The 16,670-nt window shown below is 49.3% G+C and carries 17 protein-coding genes; 10 read left to right on the top strand and 7 right to left on the bottom strand.

What is annotated here, in order from left to right; genetic code table 11:
* Nucleotides 1-10 precede the first annotated feature (10 nt).
* Nucleotides 11-511 carry a GNAT family N-acetyltransferase gene (locus HMPREF3022_RS03205; protein ID WP_049330919.1) on the bottom strand — a complete coding sequence of 167 codons (501 nt, stop codon included), beginning with the start codon at nucleotides 509-511 and terminating at the stop codon, nucleotides 11-13.
* A 13-nt stretch (nucleotides 512-524) separates the two neighbouring features.
* Nucleotides 525-1,061 (bottom strand): isochorismatase family protein, encoded by a 537-nt coding sequence (locus tag HMPREF3022_RS03200; RefSeq protein WP_049330920.1) that lies wholly within the window; start codon nucleotides 1,059-1,061, stop codon nucleotides 525-527.
* A 153-nt stretch (nucleotides 1,062-1,214) separates the two neighbouring features.
* On the opposite strand from HMPREF3022_RS03200, the gene argS reads away from it, so the two are divergent.
* Nucleotides 1,215-2,933, top strand: coding sequence for an arginine--tRNA ligase (argS, locus tag HMPREF3022_RS03195; protein WP_049330921.1), 1,719 nt, complete (start codon nucleotides 1,215-1,217; stop codon nucleotides 2,931-2,933).
* A gap of 154 nt (nucleotides 2,934-3,087) precedes the next feature.
* On the opposite strand, the gene HMPREF3022_RS03190 is transcribed toward argS, so the two are convergent.
* A complete protein-coding gene (locus HMPREF3022_RS03190; protein ID WP_049330922.1) occupies nucleotides 3,088-3,444 on the bottom strand; it encodes a SpoIIAA family protein in 357 nt (118 codons plus the stop codon).
* Between the two features lie 18 nt (nucleotides 3,445-3,462).
* Nucleotides 3,463-4,353 carry a DMT family transporter gene (locus tag HMPREF3022_RS03185; protein ID WP_049330923.1) on the bottom strand — a complete coding sequence of 297 codons (891 nt, stop codon included), beginning with the start codon at nucleotides 4,351-4,353 and terminating at the stop codon, nucleotides 3,463-3,465.
* Between the two features lie 175 nt (nucleotides 4,354-4,528).
* Between HMPREF3022_RS03185 and HMPREF3022_RS03180 the strand changes: the two genes are divergently transcribed.
* On the top strand, nucleotides 4,529-4,876 hold the full coding sequence (locus HMPREF3022_RS03180; protein WP_049330924.1) for a cupin domain-containing protein: 348 nt from the start codon (nucleotides 4,529-4,531) through the stop codon (nucleotides 4,874-4,876).
* A gap of 73 nt (nucleotides 4,877-4,949) precedes the next feature.
* Here HMPREF3022_RS03180 and HMPREF3022_RS03175 read toward each other — a convergent pair whose 3' ends face one another.
* On the bottom strand, nucleotides 4,950-5,702 hold the full coding sequence (locus tag HMPREF3022_RS03175) for a CPBP family glutamic-type intramembrane protease (RefSeq protein ID WP_049330925.1): 753 nt from the start codon (nucleotides 5,700-5,702) through the stop codon (nucleotides 4,950-4,952).
* Between the two features lie 206 nt (nucleotides 5,703-5,908).
* Here HMPREF3022_RS03175 and HMPREF3022_RS03170 point away from each other — a divergent pair, with 206 nt between their 5' ends.
* The 8 genes from HMPREF3022_RS03170 to HMPREF3022_RS03140 all read left to right on the top strand — a co-directional run bounded on the left by HMPREF3022_RS03170 (nucleotide 5,909) and on the right by HMPREF3022_RS03140 (nucleotide 13,782).
* Nucleotides 5,909-6,307 carry a DUF350 domain-containing protein gene (locus tag HMPREF3022_RS03170; RefSeq protein WP_192832374.1) on the top strand — a complete coding sequence of 133 codons (399 nt, stop codon included), beginning with the start codon at nucleotides 5,909-5,911 and terminating at the stop codon, nucleotides 6,305-6,307.
* 50 nt (nucleotides 6,308-6,357) lie between these two features.
* Nucleotides 6,358-7,374 carry an SPFH domain-containing protein gene (locus tag HMPREF3022_RS03165; protein ID WP_049330926.1) on the top strand — a complete coding sequence of 339 codons (1,017 nt, stop codon included), beginning with the start codon at nucleotides 6,358-6,360 and terminating at the stop codon, nucleotides 7,372-7,374.
* 203 nt (nucleotides 7,375-7,577) lie between these two features.
* Nucleotides 7,578-9,275, top strand: a complete 1,698-nt coding sequence (locus tag HMPREF3022_RS03160; protein ID WP_049330927.1) for a DUF4178 domain-containing protein — start codon at nucleotides 7,578-7,580, stop codon at nucleotides 9,273-9,275.
* Nucleotides 9,272-9,673, top strand: a complete 402-nt coding sequence (gene speD / locus HMPREF3022_RS03155; RefSeq protein ID WP_049330928.1) for an adenosylmethionine decarboxylase — start codon at nucleotides 9,272-9,274, stop codon at nucleotides 9,671-9,673. The genes HMPREF3022_RS03160 and speD overlap by 4 nt, the downstream gene beginning before the upstream one ends.
* Before the next feature lie 6 nt (nucleotides 9,674-9,679).
* Nucleotides 9,680-10,261 carry a hypothetical protein gene (locus tag HMPREF3022_RS03150; RefSeq protein WP_239669533.1) on the top strand — a complete coding sequence of 194 codons (582 nt, stop codon included), beginning with the start codon at nucleotides 9,680-9,682 and terminating at the stop codon, nucleotides 10,259-10,261.
* A gap of 167 nt (nucleotides 10,262-10,428) precedes the next feature.
* Nucleotides 10,429-11,082, top strand: a complete 654-nt coding sequence (locus tag HMPREF3022_RS11855) for a DUF4178 domain-containing protein (RefSeq protein WP_283119035.1) — start codon at nucleotides 10,429-10,431, stop codon at nucleotides 11,080-11,082.
* A gap of 133 nt (nucleotides 11,083-11,215) precedes the next feature.
* The gene (locus tag HMPREF3022_RS11850) at nucleotides 11,216-12,109 is read left to right on the top strand and encodes a DUF4178 domain-containing protein (RefSeq protein ID WP_283119034.1); all 894 of its coding nucleotides are present in this window, start codon (nucleotides 11,216-11,218) and stop codon (nucleotides 12,107-12,109) included.
* 68 nt (nucleotides 12,110-12,177) lie between these two features.
* Nucleotides 12,178-13,782, top strand: a complete 1,605-nt coding sequence (locus HMPREF3022_RS03140) for an NAD(P)-binding protein (RefSeq protein WP_049330932.1) — start codon at nucleotides 12,178-12,180, stop codon at nucleotides 13,780-13,782.
* Between the two features lie 66 nt (nucleotides 13,783-13,848).
* On the opposite strand, the gene HMPREF3022_RS03135 is transcribed toward HMPREF3022_RS03140, so the two are convergent.
* Nucleotides 13,849-14,487 carry a bifunctional 4-hydroxy-2-oxoglutarate aldolase/2-dehydro-3-deoxy-phosphogluconate aldolase gene (locus HMPREF3022_RS03135; protein ID WP_003745733.1) on the bottom strand — a complete coding sequence of 213 codons (639 nt, stop codon included), beginning with the start codon at nucleotides 14,485-14,487 and terminating at the stop codon, nucleotides 13,849-13,851.
* 90 nt (nucleotides 14,488-14,577) lie between these two features.
* Nucleotides 14,578-16,413 carry a phosphogluconate dehydratase gene (gene edd / locus HMPREF3022_RS03130; RefSeq protein WP_049330936.1) on the bottom strand — a complete coding sequence of 612 codons (1,836 nt, stop codon included), beginning with the start codon at nucleotides 16,411-16,413 and terminating at the stop codon, nucleotides 14,578-14,580.
* Between the last annotated feature and the right edge of the window lie 257 nt (nucleotides 16,414-16,670).

Raw genomic sequence — 16,670 nt, 5'->3', positions numbered from 1 at the left:
TTTGCCGTAATCAATCCACAATCCTTTTGCCCAAAATCACCACGTCTGCCAACATGGTGTCCAAATCGCAGACTTGCGGCAGCCGCCCCCATTCTTCAAAACCGAAACGGTGAAACAGGTTCAGGCTCGGATAGTTGTGGCCGAACACAAGCGCGATGACGTTGCGGATGCCTAAGGACGGCGCGCGTTCGAGCATGTGCCGCAACAGGATTTTGCCCACGCCTGCGCCGCGCATATCGTGGCGGACATAAATGCTGACTTCCGCGCTGATGTGGTAGGCGTAGCGCGGATGGTAGTCGCTGAAATTGCCCCAGGCCAATACGGTGCCGTCGGTATCGTAAAGGGCGTAGATCGGGCGTTTGTCCGTGTGCGCGGCAAACCATATTTCACGCTCGGCAACCGTGGTCGGCGACAAATCGGCCGTGGATTGGCGCGTGGCCACGGTGCTGTTGTAAATATCGACGATGGCGGGCAAGTCTTGGCGTAGGGCAGGGCGGATGGTGTATTGCATTTCAGACGGCCTGTTATTGAATCAGTTTGGAGATAGTCTTAAAGGCCGGATGTTTGGCATCGCCGAGCAGTTGGAACAAAATACTTTCGACATTGGAAACGGTAATACCCTGACGGCTCAGTTGCGCCAAACCATTGTCGCGGTTGGTCGTTGTACGCGAGGCGGTACATTCAAAAGGCAGGGATACGGCGTAACCTTGCGCCTTCAAATCCAAGGCCGTCTGAAGCATACAGATATGAGCTTCCGCTCCAACTAAAATAACGTTTTTAATGTTGTTTTTGCGTAATATTTCCTGAATTTCAGGTAAAAACGCCGAAAATTGAGTTTTCTCGACAACTGGTGTGCCTTCGGGCAACAGCAGCGATACGGCGGATACGGTGTTGCCCAAACCTTTCGGATATTGTTCGGTTACGGCAAAGGGTACGTCCAAAGCCGTCAAACCTTGAATCAGCAGGCGGCAGCGTTCCACCATTTCATCCGCGCCGGAAAGGGCGGGCAGCAGGCGTTCTTGAATATCGACAATCAGACAAAGCGTATTTTGAGGGTTCATGGTTTTTCCTTTCAGACGGCCTTTACAGCAAAATCGTTGAATCAGAATGCAATCATATAACAAGCCGCTGGAAAAGTATTGCAGCTTGCCCTGTTTTAAAGCCCGAAATTCTTTTAAAATACCGCCTGATTTGAATTGATAGAGACCGACAACATGAATTTATACCAAACCGTCGAACGCGAAGCCGCCGCCGCCTTTGCCGCCGCAGGCATCGCCGACAGCCCCGTTGTTTTGCAGCCGACCAAAAACGCCGAACACGGCGATTTCCAAATCAACGGCGTGATGGGTGCGGCGAAAAAAGCCAAACAAAATCCGCGCGAGTTGGCGCAAAAAGTGGCCGAAGCATTGGCCGACAACGCCGTGATTGAAAGCGCGGAAGTCGCCGGCCCGGGCTTTATCAACCTGCGCCTGCGTCCTGAGTTTCTCGCCCAAAACATTCAGACGGCCTTGAAAGACGCGCGTTTCGGCGTAGCAAAAACCGATAAACCACAAACCGTCGTTATCGACTACTCTTCACCTAATCTGGCCAAAGAAATGCACGTCGGCCATCTGCGTTCCAGCATCATCGGCGATAGCATTTCTCGCGTGTTGGAATTTATGGGCAACACTGTCGTCCGCCAAAACCACGTCGGCGACTGGGGTACGCAGTTCGGCATGTTGGTCGCTTATTTGGTTGAGCAGCAAAAAGACAATGCCGCATTTGAGCTGGCGGATTTGGAGCAATTCTACCGCGCCGCCAAAGTACGTTTTGACGAAGATCCTGCCTTTGCCGACACCGCGCGCGAATACGTTGTGAAGCTGCAAGGCGGCGATGAAACCGTTTTGGCATTGTGGAAACAGTTTGTCGATATTTCACTCTCGCACGCCCAAGCCGTTTACGACACCTTGGGCTTGAAACTGCGCCCTGAAGACGTGGCGGGCGAATCGAAATATAACGACAATTTGCAGCCAGTGGTCGATGATTTGGTCGAAAAAGGTTTGGCAGTCGAAGACGACGGCGCAAAAGTCGTGTTCTTGGACGAGTTCAAAAACAAAGACGGCGAACCTGCCGCATTTATCGTGCAAAAACAAGGCGGCGGCTTCCTTTATGCTTCCACCGACTTGGCGTGTTTGCGCTACCGCGTCGGCACGCTTCATGCCGACCGTCTGCTGTACGTCGTCGACCACCGCCAAGCCCTGCACTTTGAGCAACTCTTTACCACTTCCCGCAAAGCAGGCTATCTGCCGGAAGATGTAAAAGCCGAGTTTATCGGCTTCGGCACCATGATGGGCAAAGACGGCAAACCGTTCAAAACGCGCAGCGGCGACACCGTGAAACTGGTTGACCTGCTGACCGAAGCTGTCGAGCGCGCCACTGCTTTGGTGAAAGAGAAAAATCCTGAATTGGGCACAGACGAAGCCGCTAAAATCGGCAAAACCGTCGGCATCGGCGCGGTCAAATACGCCGATTTGAGCAAAAACCGCACCAGCGATTATGTGTTCGACTGGGACGCCATGCTTTCGTTTGAAGGCAATACCGCCCCTTACCTGCAATACGCCTACACACGCGTGCAAAGCGTGTTCCGCAAAGCAGGCGAATGGGGCGCAACTGCGCCAACTGTTTTGACCGAACCGCTGGAAAAACAGCTTGCCGCCGAGCTTCTGAAATTCGAAGACGTGCTGCAAAGCGTGGCGGACACGGCATATCCGCACTACCTCGCCGCCTACCTCTACCAAATTGCCACCTTGTTCAGCCGCTTCTACGAAGCCTGCCCGATTCTGAAATCAGAAGGCGCAACCCGCAACAGCCGCCTGCAACTGGCGAAGCTGACCGGTGACACGCTGAAACAAGGCTTGGAATTGTTGGGCATTGATGTGTTGGATGTGATGTAATTTTTTGAATAAAAACGATGAAAGGCCGTCTGAAACTTTGCAGGTTGCAAGGTTTCAGACGGCCTTTTTTATGCTTTGACAGATGTCGTGATGCCGTTGTTTGAGCCTAAGCGGTTTTATATTTGCTCAATAATGCGTTCAGACGGCCTTGTCTTTATTTCAAATTGCTTGCCAACAACCAAGCCTGTGCTTCGGCAGCGTCGCTGAAATATTTGGGATGTTGGTTGGTCAAGAGGCTGGAAAGGCGCGCGCCGAGTTTAATCCAGATATCGTCGGTAATGACGGCAACGCGGCCAAAATCGGTTTCGTGTTGGTTGAGGAATTTGATTTGCTCAACCGCCATATCGATGGTGAAGTCTTTCAGCATGGATAAGTCCAACAGGATGTCGGGCAGATGGATTTTTTGTTTTGCAGTCAACAAGGCTTCTTCCAATTGGCGGAAATCGTCCAAAGTGAACTCGTTGTACAGCGCTACGTTTAAGCCGTAAGATTGTTCGCGGATGGAAATCATGGTGTTCTCCTTGTTAAATTATTGCTTCATCAGAAATTTTTTGATTGAGGCCGGAGTAAAACTGCTGAACACGCCGCCTGCAACAATGATAACCATGCCGGCGGCTTCCTGCCAAGTGATTTTATCGCCGAAAAGCAGTACGCCGGATAGGGCGGAGAAAACGACGGTCAGGTAGGAAAGCGAGGCAACGGTAAATTTCTTGCCGACCTTGTAGGCGCGGGTCATGGCTAGTTGGGCAATCATGGCGGAGATGCCGATGCCGGCCAGATAGGGCAGGGAAGAGATGGTCAGCGGATGCCAGCCGGTGATGGTGCTCCAGACTGCGCCCATAATCAGGCCGGTAAGCGAGAGGTAAAACACCACGCGCCAGCCCGGTTCGCCCAAAAGTGAGAGTTCGCGCACCTGCAAATACGCCCAGCCTGACATAGCGCCGCCTGCCAAACTAACCAGCGCGGCAAATTCCTGTCCACCTTGAAAAGATGGGTTGAGCAGCAGGATAACGCCGATAAAGCCCATAACCAAAATGGCTTGGGTATAAAGCGTAATTCTTTCTTTTAAAATGAAAAATGAAAAGATGGCAAGCCAGATGGAGGATGTGTAGTTGAGCGTGACGCCTGTTGCCAGCGGCAGGTGCATGACGGAATAAAACGTGCACATCATGGCAAGCGTGCCGATGACGCTGCGGTTGAGATGGGTTTTCCAATGCGGCGTGGAAAACGTGTTGCCTTGCGCTTTGGCCATGATGCCTAAGAACAGGGTGGAGACCAGCATGCGCCAAAAGACCAGCTCACCGCTGGAAAAGCCGAATTGCGTTGAGGCGGCTTTGATGGAGAGGTTCATGACGGTAAAGCCGAGCGCGGCAATAACCATCCATGCCGAGCCAAGTGGATCTTTTCTGACGGTTTCCATTTGATGGGTATGTAAAGCGATTTTATTAATAAGAAAATATTATACAGGTCAATCAGGCCGTCTGAAAAATATCGTTGGGTTTCAGACGGCCTTTTTATTAGAAAATAAGAATTATTATTGAATAATAAAGTGGGTTTTTATAGAATAGGGGGTCTGTTTTTAAGAAAGGCTTGTCATGAAAGTTTCCAATATTTCTGCTGTATTACTGTCTGCTTTGTTTTCTGTTGCTGTTTCTGCCGCGCCTTTGGGAGAGGTTTCTTCCGAAAACGGTAAGATTTTCAGCGGCGAAAATTACATGGTTGTTAAGAAAGATATGAAAAAAGGGGAACAGATTAAGCCGCACGATCATCCGGGTTTTAAAACGTTGATTTTTGCCGTTGGAAAAGGAAGCTTTGACGTAACGTTGAATAAGACTGAAAAACATACTGTCGGCGCAGGCTCGGTGTTACGGTTTGGCGGCGATGCAGTGATTGAGGCAGTTGCAACCGAAGATGCGGATGTGGCAATTACTTTGATTAAGTAAACCGATAGATGATAAAAGGCCGTCTGAAAAATGATATTTCAGACGGCCTTGTTTATTCATACAACCGTTGCCATTAAGCGCAAATCAAATAGATGAAGCCGGAGCCGAAGATATCTGCCAAGGCGTGAATCAGGAAAAACGGCAGCAGGTTTTTAACTTTGTATTTGTAGAAGAAGTAGTACATCAAGCCGAAAACAACGCCGATAACGGTCGCCCAAAGCATGCCTTGATAAGTATGGAAGGAGATACGCACCAAGGTCGAATAGGCCAATGCCTGCCATTTGTATTTGTCTTCCACGCAGGTTAAAAGACCGAGGAAGCAGAATTCTTCGTAAAAGCCGTTTAAAAGGCCGTAGAGGATGGCCATCGGCGCAAGGGCGGCGAATTTGTCAAAAATGGATAATGGTTTGATGTATTGGAAAATTTCAGTAGTGAAGTAATTGTAGCCGCCACTTAACGAAGTTACCGCATCGGCGGTCAGACCCATCAGGATAAAAATCACAGGCGTCCAAAACAATACGCTTAAGTTAAAACGAATCGGCAATTGTTTGAAGTCGAAACGGCGAATAATGAGGTAAATCAGAGCAATAGCAAGCAGCATCAACTGCAGGCTCATGTTTTCAGAATAAGCCACGCCGGTTACCGCAGTATCGCGCACTTCTTCGGCAACCGCGGCTGTTTCTACTTGCGGCATCAGGCTGGCGATATAAAGTTGGGTAGAACGGTAGGCAAATTGACCGAACAGGATAGCGGTCACAATCAGCATGTCAAACCAGCGCAGATGGCGCAAAGGCTCTTTAGGGCGGATGACGGCGAGTATGCTCATAATTCTCCTCTTTGCTCTAATAAATAGCGGTGCGCAATAGTTACATAAACATACAAAAATCGTCAACAATTATCACAATAAAACATGAATTAAAAAACAGACCGTTTCAGACGGCCTGAAGCGCTTCTAAAAATGCCATATTTTCCGAAGGGTTTATCTTCAAAAATATGGCATAATCACTTTATTGCAAACCAAGGAATCTTATCGTGAGTATTTCTCTGTCCCAATATCTGCTCTACCTGCAATACATGTTGGCAGGTATCGCCATGACCGTTGTTTTTGCTGCCGTATATCTGCGGATTACACCCGTTGAAGAATTGCGCCTGATTAAAAACGGCAACCTTGCCTGCGCCTTATCATTTGGCGGCGCGTTGGTCGGTTTCTGTCTGACACTGGCGTCAAGTATTGCCCACAGCGTCAGCTTCATCGATTTTATCCTGTGGGCCCTTGCCGCAGCAGTGATTCAGATTTTTGTCTATTTCGCTGCAACAATGATGATTAAAGACGCTACCGAAGAACTCATTGGCAATAATGTCGCCGTCGGCGCGTTGTTTGGTGCAGTGTCCATCTCGATTGGCATTTTGAACGCTGCTTGCCTGACTTGAATACCCATACCTTGAATTTTGTATCCCGATTTATTTTATAAGGATTTGAAATGTTCAACTTTATCAAGAAACAGTTTATCGACGTCATTCAATGGCCGAATCCCGATGACAGCCTGCTGATGTGGCGTTTTCCGATTGCCGATGAGGAGATCCAAAACGGTGCGAGCCTGACTGTGCGTGAGGCGCAGATGGCGATGTTTGTCGATGAAGGCGTAACCGCCGATGTGTTCGGTCCGGGCCGTTACACGCTTAATACGCAAACGCTGCCAGTGCTGACCAACTTGAAAAACTGGGACAAGCTTTTTGAATCCCCGTTTAAATCGGATGTTTACTTTTTCAATACCAAACAACAGCTCGCACGTAAATGGGGGACGTCCCAACCAGTTACCGTGCGAGATGCCGAGTTTGGCGTGGTGCAACTGCGTTCGTTCGGTATGTATTCTTACCGTATCAGCGATCCGGCAAAATTTTTCAAAGAAGTCAGCGGTGTGGCGGCGCAATACAGCGGCGTAGACTTGGAAAACCAACTGCGCAATATTGCAGTCACCCAGTTAGCGGCTGCGTTTGGCAGCTCCAGTATCCCATTCTTGGATATGGCGGCGAACCAAGTTTTGCTGTCGCAAAAAATCGGCGAATTGCTTGGCGCGGAATTTGCCAAGCTGGGTTTGGCGCTGGAAAACTTCACTGTTGAAAGCATTACCTTGCCCGCGTCTATTCAGGCTGCGTTGGATAAGAAAATTTCGATGGGCGTTATCGGCGATTTGGGACGTTACACCCAATATCAAACCGCCGAATCTATCCCGCTTGCGGCACAAAATGAAGGCGGACTTGCCGGAATCGGTGCAGGTTTGGGCGTAGGTGCCGGCATTGGTCAGGCGATGGCGGGTGCCATGTCTGGCATGATGCAACCGAATACGACGCAACAGGCTCAGCAAAATGTTCAGCCGGCTGCCGAAGATCCGCAGGCGAAATTGGTGAAACTCAAGTCTTTGCTGGATGGTGGTTTGATTTCGCAAGAAGATTTTGATAAAGCTAAGGCTGAAGTGTTGAAGCAGCTGATTGGTTGATCAATTGAAGGCCGTCTGAAAAATATCATTCAAAGAAGCGTTGAGTTGCTTCTGTGAAAAGGTTTCAGACGGCCTTTCGAATCATTTGATTGAGTTCGTTCGGCTATTTGGTTTGTTTCTAATCTGAAATCATTGATAAAACCAGTTGATAGAAACGCTAAGGCCGTCTGAAACATTCCAACCCATTCTGTAAAAGCAAACCCATGTCTCAAACTCCTTTCTTTAAAACCGACTGCCCAAGCTGCGGCGCACCTGTCGAAGCGCATTCTGCTTCTGCCGTGACGCTGGTGTGCGGCTATTGCAACAGCATGCTGGTGCGGCAAGATAACAGCGTTGTCGACTCCGGCCGCGATTCCGCATTGCTGGAAGATTTTAGTCCGCTTCAAATCGGAACCAGCGGCACATTTGTCGCGCAACGCTTTACCTTGGTTGGACGGCTTCAGGTGCAATACGATGATGGTGCGTGGAATGAATGGTATGCGCTGTTTGACGACGGTAGGGTAGGTTGGCTTTCTGAGGCAGGTGATTTATATGTGATGACCATGCCGGTCGAAATCGATAATCTGCCGAAATTTGAAGACACGCGAGCTGGATTTAGCGAGCTGACTTTTCAAGATAAGCACTATGTTGCCTCCGATGTCCGCAAAATCAGCTTGAAACGCGCGGCTGCGCAGGGCGAATTGCCGTTTGTTTTGAAAGAGGATACAGAAAATCGGGTTTCCGACTGGCGTTGCGAAAACCTTTTCATCACGCTCGATTACAGCAACAAAACACCCGAAGCCTTCTTCGGTCGGATGGTAAACCTAGATGACTTGAAGCTGGAAAACACGCGCCAGGAAGATGAAATTAAAGAAAGCGCAGGCCGTCTGAAAGGCAGTATTACTTCAGAAAACTGTCCTAACTGCGGCTCATCCATTCATTGGGTAAACGGTCTGACTTCCCATCTGAACTGTCAAAGTTGCGGCAGCGAATTGGCAGTCGGTAAGGATAAGGCGGAGCTTATTACCGCCAATAATCTGCGTTTGTCCCAAAATACGATGTTTACTTTGCCTGTCGGCTCGACAGGTCGTCTGAAAAATAAAGAGTTTCATGTTATCGGCGCAATTAGATATTTAGAAACAGATGCGCAGGAAACATTTGATAACTTGTTCAAAGGTGCCAAACATACATTGGCACCGGAAGGGCAGTGGACAGAGTATCTGCTTTACAACCCAACTCAGGGTTTCTTATGGCTGGTTGAAGCTGATGAAGGTTGGAATATTTCCGAAACCTTGAATGATTGGCCGCGCCTCGACCGCAACCGCCAACCGCAAGGCTATGGCAAACTTTATGACTATGGCGGACGGGTCAGGATTGCCAGCGGAGCGTTTTATTGGCGTGTCCGAAGCGGTGATTTGAATTATTACAGCGATTACCGAGACGGACAAAGCCGTAAGATTGGCTCCGAACTAAACAGTCACGAAATGGCATGGACTAGAAGTGCCCCAATTGCTTATCGGGAAATTGCAGATGCGTTTAATTTGACCAATAAAATATCATCTTATACCGTGAAAATGAGTGCAGATGATATCGATGAAAAATTACGACTTCTGATGATTGCTATTTTGGTTATCGTCAATATTCCGTCATTGTTTATGAATGGCTTCGATATACTGTTCGATATATTTCTTATCGGTTGGGGTGTCTATGCTCTTTTTATAGTTGGACGGAAGAGAGATGAAAATGGCGAACAGAGTATCTCTCGAGTGGGATATGTTATTTGTGCAATGGCTTTGATTGTTTTTGTTACGATGATGAATTATGCAGATTTGTCTGATTTGGATGATGACAGTAGCCGAGTTCATTCAGGCGGAAGCTACGGTGGCTTTTCCAGCGGTAGCTATTCCGGAGGCCATAAATGACCCACATGCCCGGTAATCATGGCCTATTGGACTTATATGGCTGCGATGAAGCCATCTTAAAAGATGAAGGCCGTCTGAAAACCGCTTTGGTAGCTGCCGCACAGGCTGCAGAAGCCACCATATTGACCGAACATTTCCATACCTTCGGCGGCGCAGGCGGCGTAACCGGCGTTTTACTGCTTGCCGAGTCTCATATCAGTATCCATACTTGGCCTGAACACCGCTTCGCCGCTATAGATGCATTTATCTGCGGCGGTATGAAATTGGAAAAAGTGAAGGAAGTGTTGTGCAGGGAATTGGCGGCTGAAAGAGCTGTTTGGACGGTTGCACAACGTGGCGAAGGTATATTGGACGATATACAACATCGGTTGAACAATAAAATCTGTCAGGCCGTCTGAAAAAAATTGGCTGATAGTAAATTAGATAACAAATTTTGTATAAAAAGACTTTTAAACAAAATGCTTAAAATAAAAGATTTGAATAGCAATAGAAGCTTACCGTTGGTTATTTCTTTGTTTACAGGTTTGTTTTTGCTAGGAGTGGGAAGTGCCGAAGCAAAAAAATTAACACATGATCGTACCGAGTATTGCCGTAATCAAGTTTATGTCAGTAATAACCAAGGCGCATCCCTGCAAGCTCAACCGGACGATAAAGCATCTTCAATCGCTCAATTGCACCATATGCAATACCTTTGCGTTGTCGGTAATGACAGCAAAAATACCGAAGAAGGATACTCTTGGATAAAAGTAAAAAAAGTACCTTTGGCAATCAAAGAAAACCAAATCAGTTGTCATTATATGGGCCTGCCTGACAACTGCACCAAACCTACCGATTTCCCGGCTGAATGGAAAATCAAACCGCCCAAAGGCAAAAAATGTCGTCTTTCCACTCATGTTGATGATGAAGGTCAGTTGCTTATTGTCGCAAAAGGCGTTTGCCCGACCGGATGGGTAAAAGAGAGAGATGTACAATTTTTTGCTGATTAGTAAACTTGGCTTTAGTTAAAGAAAACAAAGTTCATCATATGGTAGAACAATCAAGAAAAAAGATTTAACTTATTCTTTATTAAAAGACAGGCCGTCTGAAAGCATATTCAATCCGTTTTCAGACGGCCTTAAACCTTGTGCTGATTAAACTGAAATATTGACGTTATATGGAAAAAACGCCTTTTTTTAAAACCGATTGCCCAAGCTGTGGTGCGCCTGTGGAGGCGTATTCCGCTACTGCCGTGACGCTCGTGTGTGGCCATTGTCACAGTATGCTGGTTGCTAGAAGCGGTAAGGGGAGGAGCGGATATTTTGTTGCCAATTCAGGGCGTGATTCTGCGTTGCTGGAGGATTTTAGTCCGTTGCAGATTGGAGCGAGAGGCGTTTTTGATGATCGGAAATTTACGCTGATTGGGCGATTGCAGGTACATTACGATGTCGGCGCATGGAATGAATGGTATGTTTTGTTTGATGACGGGCAGACCGGCTGGCTTTCCGAGGTTGGCGATTTATATGCGATGACATGTTTGCTTGCTCAGAAGAGGAGACGGGGGCCGAAAAGTTTTAAGTCGGTGAAAGCCGGTTCCAGTTCGTTGATCTTTAATGGCCAAACCTTTATTGCGTCAGACGTCCGCACCATACATTATCGTAATACTGATGCGCAAGGCGAGTTGCCGTTTAACTTATCTGGGAATCAAGCGACAGGCGAGGTTTGCGACTGGCGACGCGGCAATTTGTTTTTGACCTTGGATTATTCGACTTTTCCAATGGACTCCTACTTCGGACGCATAGTCAGTTTGGACAGTTTGAAGCTGCAGTGATGATGAAATCCGTGAAAGTGCAGGCCATCTGAAAGGAGAGATTCTTTCTGAAAACTGCCCGCATTGCGGCGCTCCTGTTCATTGGCCAAGTGGTGTTACTTCTTTCCTTTTGTGTCAGTCTTGCGGCAGCAGTTTGAGCACGACAAAAGATACTGTTGCGTTGATGGAGGCAAATGCCCAAAGAAAAGAACAAGAAAACCTGTTCACGCTTTCCATAGGTATGAAAGGCCGTCTGAACGATACAGAATATCTGATTATCGGGGCTGTAAGATTTGCCGAGATATCGTCCTATAACCAAAATCAGTCTGAATACTGGACGGAATATCTACTTTATAACACGCAACAAGGGTTTGCCTGGCTGATTGAGTCTGGAAAACGCTGGCGGTTGTCAGAAACCTTACACACATGGCCGGACTTTGATTCAAGTGGCAATCCTGCTGGTGAAATGTTGATTGATCATTACCGCGGGCAGGTTGAGGTAGCGGCTGGTGCTTTTTATTGGAAAGTCAAACAAGGCGATTTGCTTCATTACAAGGAATATAGCGGCAAGAAAAGTTATGGCCGGAATGTCATTCTGTGTTCTGAGCAGAGCAGGGATGAAATAGTCTGGAGTAAAAGCAGTCCTGTGTCTTACCGTCAAATGAGAAAGGCATTTGGCCTGTCTTTTGATACTAAGGAGATGCTCTCTTACTGGCTGAAGGGCGACAATAGAAATGTTGGGAGTAGAGATAATGTAGCCCGTATCATTGCTATGCTGATTCTTATCATCGTCAACCTTCCGGCCTGGCTGTCACCGCATCTACGTAGCCCGGTCGGCATAGTGGTCAGTCTGTGTGCATTGGTATGGATATGGGTTTCTGACAGATATAAAAACGATCGTGATTACGAAGAAGAACGGGTAGGGACGATTATTTTCTTTGCTTTCATCATTTTCCTTACGGTCTTGTTCAACTACGTCAAAGCGGAAGACAGTGATTCATCGCATTCCGGCAGCTCCTATCATGGTTATTCGGCAGGGCATAAATAACGTGAGATCTGCTTAACCTCGTTGTACCGTTTCATTTTTATTTTTTCAGACGACCTTTTTTATAAAACATGCTAACCCGCCGTCAATTTCTCAGCTATACCGCCGCGCTTGCAGCTGCGTCCACTTTCTCTTGGCAGACTTACCAATACCTCAACCGCAAACCGCCGGTTTCCATCAATCGTGTCGGCTTGCCGTTGGGGCATTTGTTGCGCGACGGGGAATTGTTGCAAGCGCCGACCCGTCGTTATGAATGCAATACGTTGATACTCGGCGGCGGTGCGGCGGGTTTGGGGGCGTTGTGGTATTTGGCGAAGCATAATCACTGCGATGTATTGTTGGCAGAAGGGTTTGAACGCAATGGCAATAATGCCGCCTATACGTCTTCAGACGGCCTGAAAGCGCCGAGTGGTGCGCATTATTTGGCTTTGCCGTCGAAAGAAAGCGTGTATGTGCGCGAGATGTTGGCGGATTTCGGTATTTTGCAGCCGGACGGTAGCTTTAGGGAAACCGATTTGGTCTATGCGCCCGAATCGCGCCTCTTGTATCAGGATAAATGGGTGGAACATTTATTGCCGAAAGAAGATGCGGATTCCAAACGGTTTTTTGATTTGATAGGCCGTCTGAAACAGGCTTACGGCGATGACGGTAAGAAAATTTTTGCCATTCCGATTGCGCTGTCATCGGCAGATGAGACATGGCGGAAATTCGATAATCTGACGTTCAAACAATGGCTTGAGCAAGAAGGTTACCACTCGCCCGAGCTTTTGTGGTATCTCGATTATTGTTGCCGAGACGATTACGGACAAGGCATCGGGCAAGTGTCTGCCTTTGCCGGATTGCATTATTTTGCCGCCCGCAACAGCGCGGAAACCGTCCTCACTTGGCCCGAAGGTTTGGCACATCTTTCTGAAAACCTGCGCCGTCATGCCGGTTTGCAGGAAGGCTGGCAATGGCCGTCTGAAAACAGTATCCGTTTGGAGAAACCTGCTTCGGTTAATGCTTCCGCCGTTAAAATCAAACCGCTTTCAGACGGCCGGATTGAAGTGTGGCTGCGTGATAATGCAAAAGGGGAAACCGTTGCCGTCACCGCGCAACACGTTATCTCAGCCATGCCGCTGATGGTTGCCGCCCGCATTATTGAACATCCAGAACAATTTGATCTGGACATTCCCGAATACGCACCATGGCTGGTTTCTAATTTTGAGTTGCACAGTTTCCCGAAAGAAAAAAACAACAGCGAACTTGCGTGGGATAATGTAGTTTACGGCAGTCAAGGGCTGGGTTATGTTGTTGCGACCAATCAGTTTATCCAGGTTGCCCGTCCTGAACGTACGATTTTTACCGCCTACGCCGCGCTCAATCACAATACGCCACAAGCCGTCCGCCGCCAGCTGCTTGAAGCAAGCGACGAAGAGCTGCTCCAGCTTGCTGCCCAAGATTTGCTTACTGCTTACGGTGAAGGCTTTTGGCGGCGCGTTTCCCATGTTGACATTACCGTTCGGGGGCATGGCATGAGCGTGCCAAAGCCCGGCTATTTAAGCGATGAGTCTTTATTAAAAATCAGAAATCGAAATACTGGATTATTATTTGCACACAGTGACTTAAGCAGCTATTCGGTGTTTGAAGAGGCTTTGTATTGGGGTGTGGAAGCGGCGCGGAAAGTATTGGCTTAATTGATATAAAAAGGCCGTCTGAAATCATATTCAGACGGCCTTTTCTCTTTTAACTTAATAACCTGATTAGGCTTTTGGTTTCAAAGCGGCAGCTTCGCGAGCCAGACGGGTGATGGTATCCCAGTCTTTGTTTTTGATGGCTTCTTTTGGGGTCAGCCATGAGCCGCCGACGCACAAGACATTAGGCAGCGCCAAGTACTCGGGAGCGGTTGCCAGGCTGATGCCGCCGGTCGGGCAGAAGCGCACGTCGGCATAAGGGCCGTACAGGGCTTTGAGCATGGCTTTGCCGCCAACGACTTCAGCAGGGAAGAGTTTGAGGGTGTCGATGCCGTGTTCCAAAGCCAGTTGGACTTCGCCCGGAGTGGCAACGCCGGGAATCAGGGGGATGCCGCTGTTGTGGCTGGCTTTGGCGAGGGATTCGTGCAAACCCGGGCTGATGGCGAAAACCGCGCCTGCGTCTTCAACGGCTTTGAGCTGTTCGGGATTGGTTACCGTACCCGCGCCGACGATGGCGTTGGGCACTTCTTTGGCAATCAGGCGGATGGCGTCGAGGCCGACAGGGGTGCGCAGGGTGATTTCGAGGGTGGGAATGCCGCCTTCGACAAGGGCATGGGACAAATCGACGGCAGTGCTCAAGTCGTCAATCGCCATTACCGGCACAACTGCGCCGGCAGTCAGAATTTCACGAGGGGTCAGTTTGGACATTTTAGGTCTCCGTTGGGGACTGTATCGTAATAGGTTCGTTAACATGGTTTCAGACGGCCTGATTGTTTTAAAAGGCCGTCTGAAAAGGATTTAGGCAAATTCGCCGCCGAAACTCATGGCGCCGGTTTCTGCGCTGCTGGTCATACTGCGGAAGTTGGCGAAGAGTTCGCGGCCGCAGCCTTGTTGGTTGGCGCTCAAGTCGATGCGCTCGACTTCGCGGGCGTTCCATTCGGCTTCGTTAATCAGGACGTTGAGTTCGCCGCTAACGGAGTCGAAGCGGATCAGGTCGCCGGTACGGATTTTGGCGATGTTGCCACCCATCAGGGCTTCAGGCGTCATGTGGATGGACGCAGGTACTTTGCCGGACGCACCGGACATACGGCCGTCGGTCAGCAGCGCCACTTTGAAGCCGCGGTCTTGCAGAATGCCCAAAGGCGGAGTCAGTTTGTGCAATTCGGGCATGCCATTGGCGCGCGGGCCTTGGTAGCGGACAACACAGACGAAATCACGTTCCAACTCGCCGCGTTCAAATGCGGCCAATACTTCGCGCTGGTCGTTGAACACGATGGCGGGTGCTTCGATGATGCGGCAACCTTCGCGCACGGCAGATACTTTAATCACGCCGCGACCGATGTTGCCTTTCATCAGGCGCAGACCACCGTCTGGGGAGAACGGATTGTCGGCTTTGCGCAGGATGTCATCGTTGCCGCTGGTTTCGGGGGCTTCGCGCCATTCGAGTTTGCCGTCGATGAGGAAAGGCTCTTTGGTGTAGTGGCGCATACCGTGTCCGACGACGGTATCGACATCGTCGTGCAATAAGCCTGCGTCCAGCAATTCGCGGATAACGAAAGGCAGGCCGCCTGCTGCGGTAAAGTGGTTCACGTCGGCTTTGCCGTTTGGATACACACGGATCAGCAATGGGATGATGGAAGAAATTTCGTCGAAGTCGTCCCAGTTCAAAATCACACCTGCAGCACGCGCCATGGCGACGAGGTGCATGGTGTGGTTGGTCGAGCCGCCGGTTGCCATCAGGCCGATCAGGGCATTGATAAAGGATTTTTCGGTCAACATTTCGCCCAATGGTTTGATGGTGCCGTTTTTGATGCCGCGCGCGAGGTGTCCGGCTGCGTAGCGGGTCAGGGCTTCGCGCAGGTCGGTGTATGGGTGGACAAAGGCGGCGGCAGGCAGGTGCACGCCCATCATTTCCATCATCATTTGGTTGGAGTTGGCAGTACCGTAGAAGGTACAAGTACCCGGGCTGTGGTAAGAACCCATTTCGCTTTCAAGCAAGGCATCGCGGCCGACTTTGCCTTCGGCGAAAAGCTGGCGGGTACGGGCTTTTTCTTTATTGCCGATACCGCTGGACATCGGGCCTGCGGGGACGAAGATGCCGGGAATATGACCGAACGAAAGCGCGCCTATCATCAAACCCGGTACGATTTTGTCGCACACGCCCATAAACAGGCTGCCGTCGAACATTTGGTGCGACAGGCCGATGGCGGTACTCATGGCGATGACGTCGCGGGAGAACAGCGACAATTCCATACCGGCATAGCCTTGGGTAATACCGTCGCACATGGCGGGTGTGCCGCCGGCGACTTGGGCAGTCGCGCCGTTTTTCTGTGCTTCGTCTTTGATTTGGTCAGGGAAGTCTTTAAACGGCTGATGTGCGGAAACCATGTCATTGTAGGCAGTGATGATGCCTAAGTTGGGGACGGTTTCCTGAAGCATTTCGATTTTGATGCTCTTAGGCATGGAGGCATAGCCGTGTGCCAAGTTGCTGCAGCCGAGCTGGTTGCGCTCTAAGCGTCCCATCTGTTTGGCGCTGCGGATTTTCGCCAGATACTTTTCACGCGTCGGGCGGCTGCGCTCGATGATGCGCTCGGTAATTTCGGCGAGTTTCGGGTGAATAGGAGTGGGGTTCATGTGCGGTCTCCTGGCTAAACGATATGATAGGGATTTTGTTTGCGCGTTTCTGATTTTTGTATTGGGTGTTTTTCAGACGGCCTGGAGCTGTGGGAATGAATAATATGGGCCGTCTGAATATTTGAAGATTTTCTCTTCGAAGCGTCCGCATATTATAGTACAAAATCTGTAATTTTGTTACAAAATAATTTGCTAAGTGGAAGAAATTTGATTTAAATCGAGGTATGGTCAATTCGTAAAATGATGAGCTGTAAAAG

The sequence above is a fragment of the Neisseria sp. HMSC065C04 genome (assembly GCF_001815375.1).
In the GTDB taxonomy this organism is placed as follows: domain Bacteria; phylum Pseudomonadota; class Gammaproteobacteria; order Burkholderiales; family Neisseriaceae; genus Neisseria; species Neisseria flavescens_D.
The sequence above is the reverse complement of the archived record's forward strand: the minus strand, read 5'-3'. Positions and strand labels throughout refer to the sequence as shown.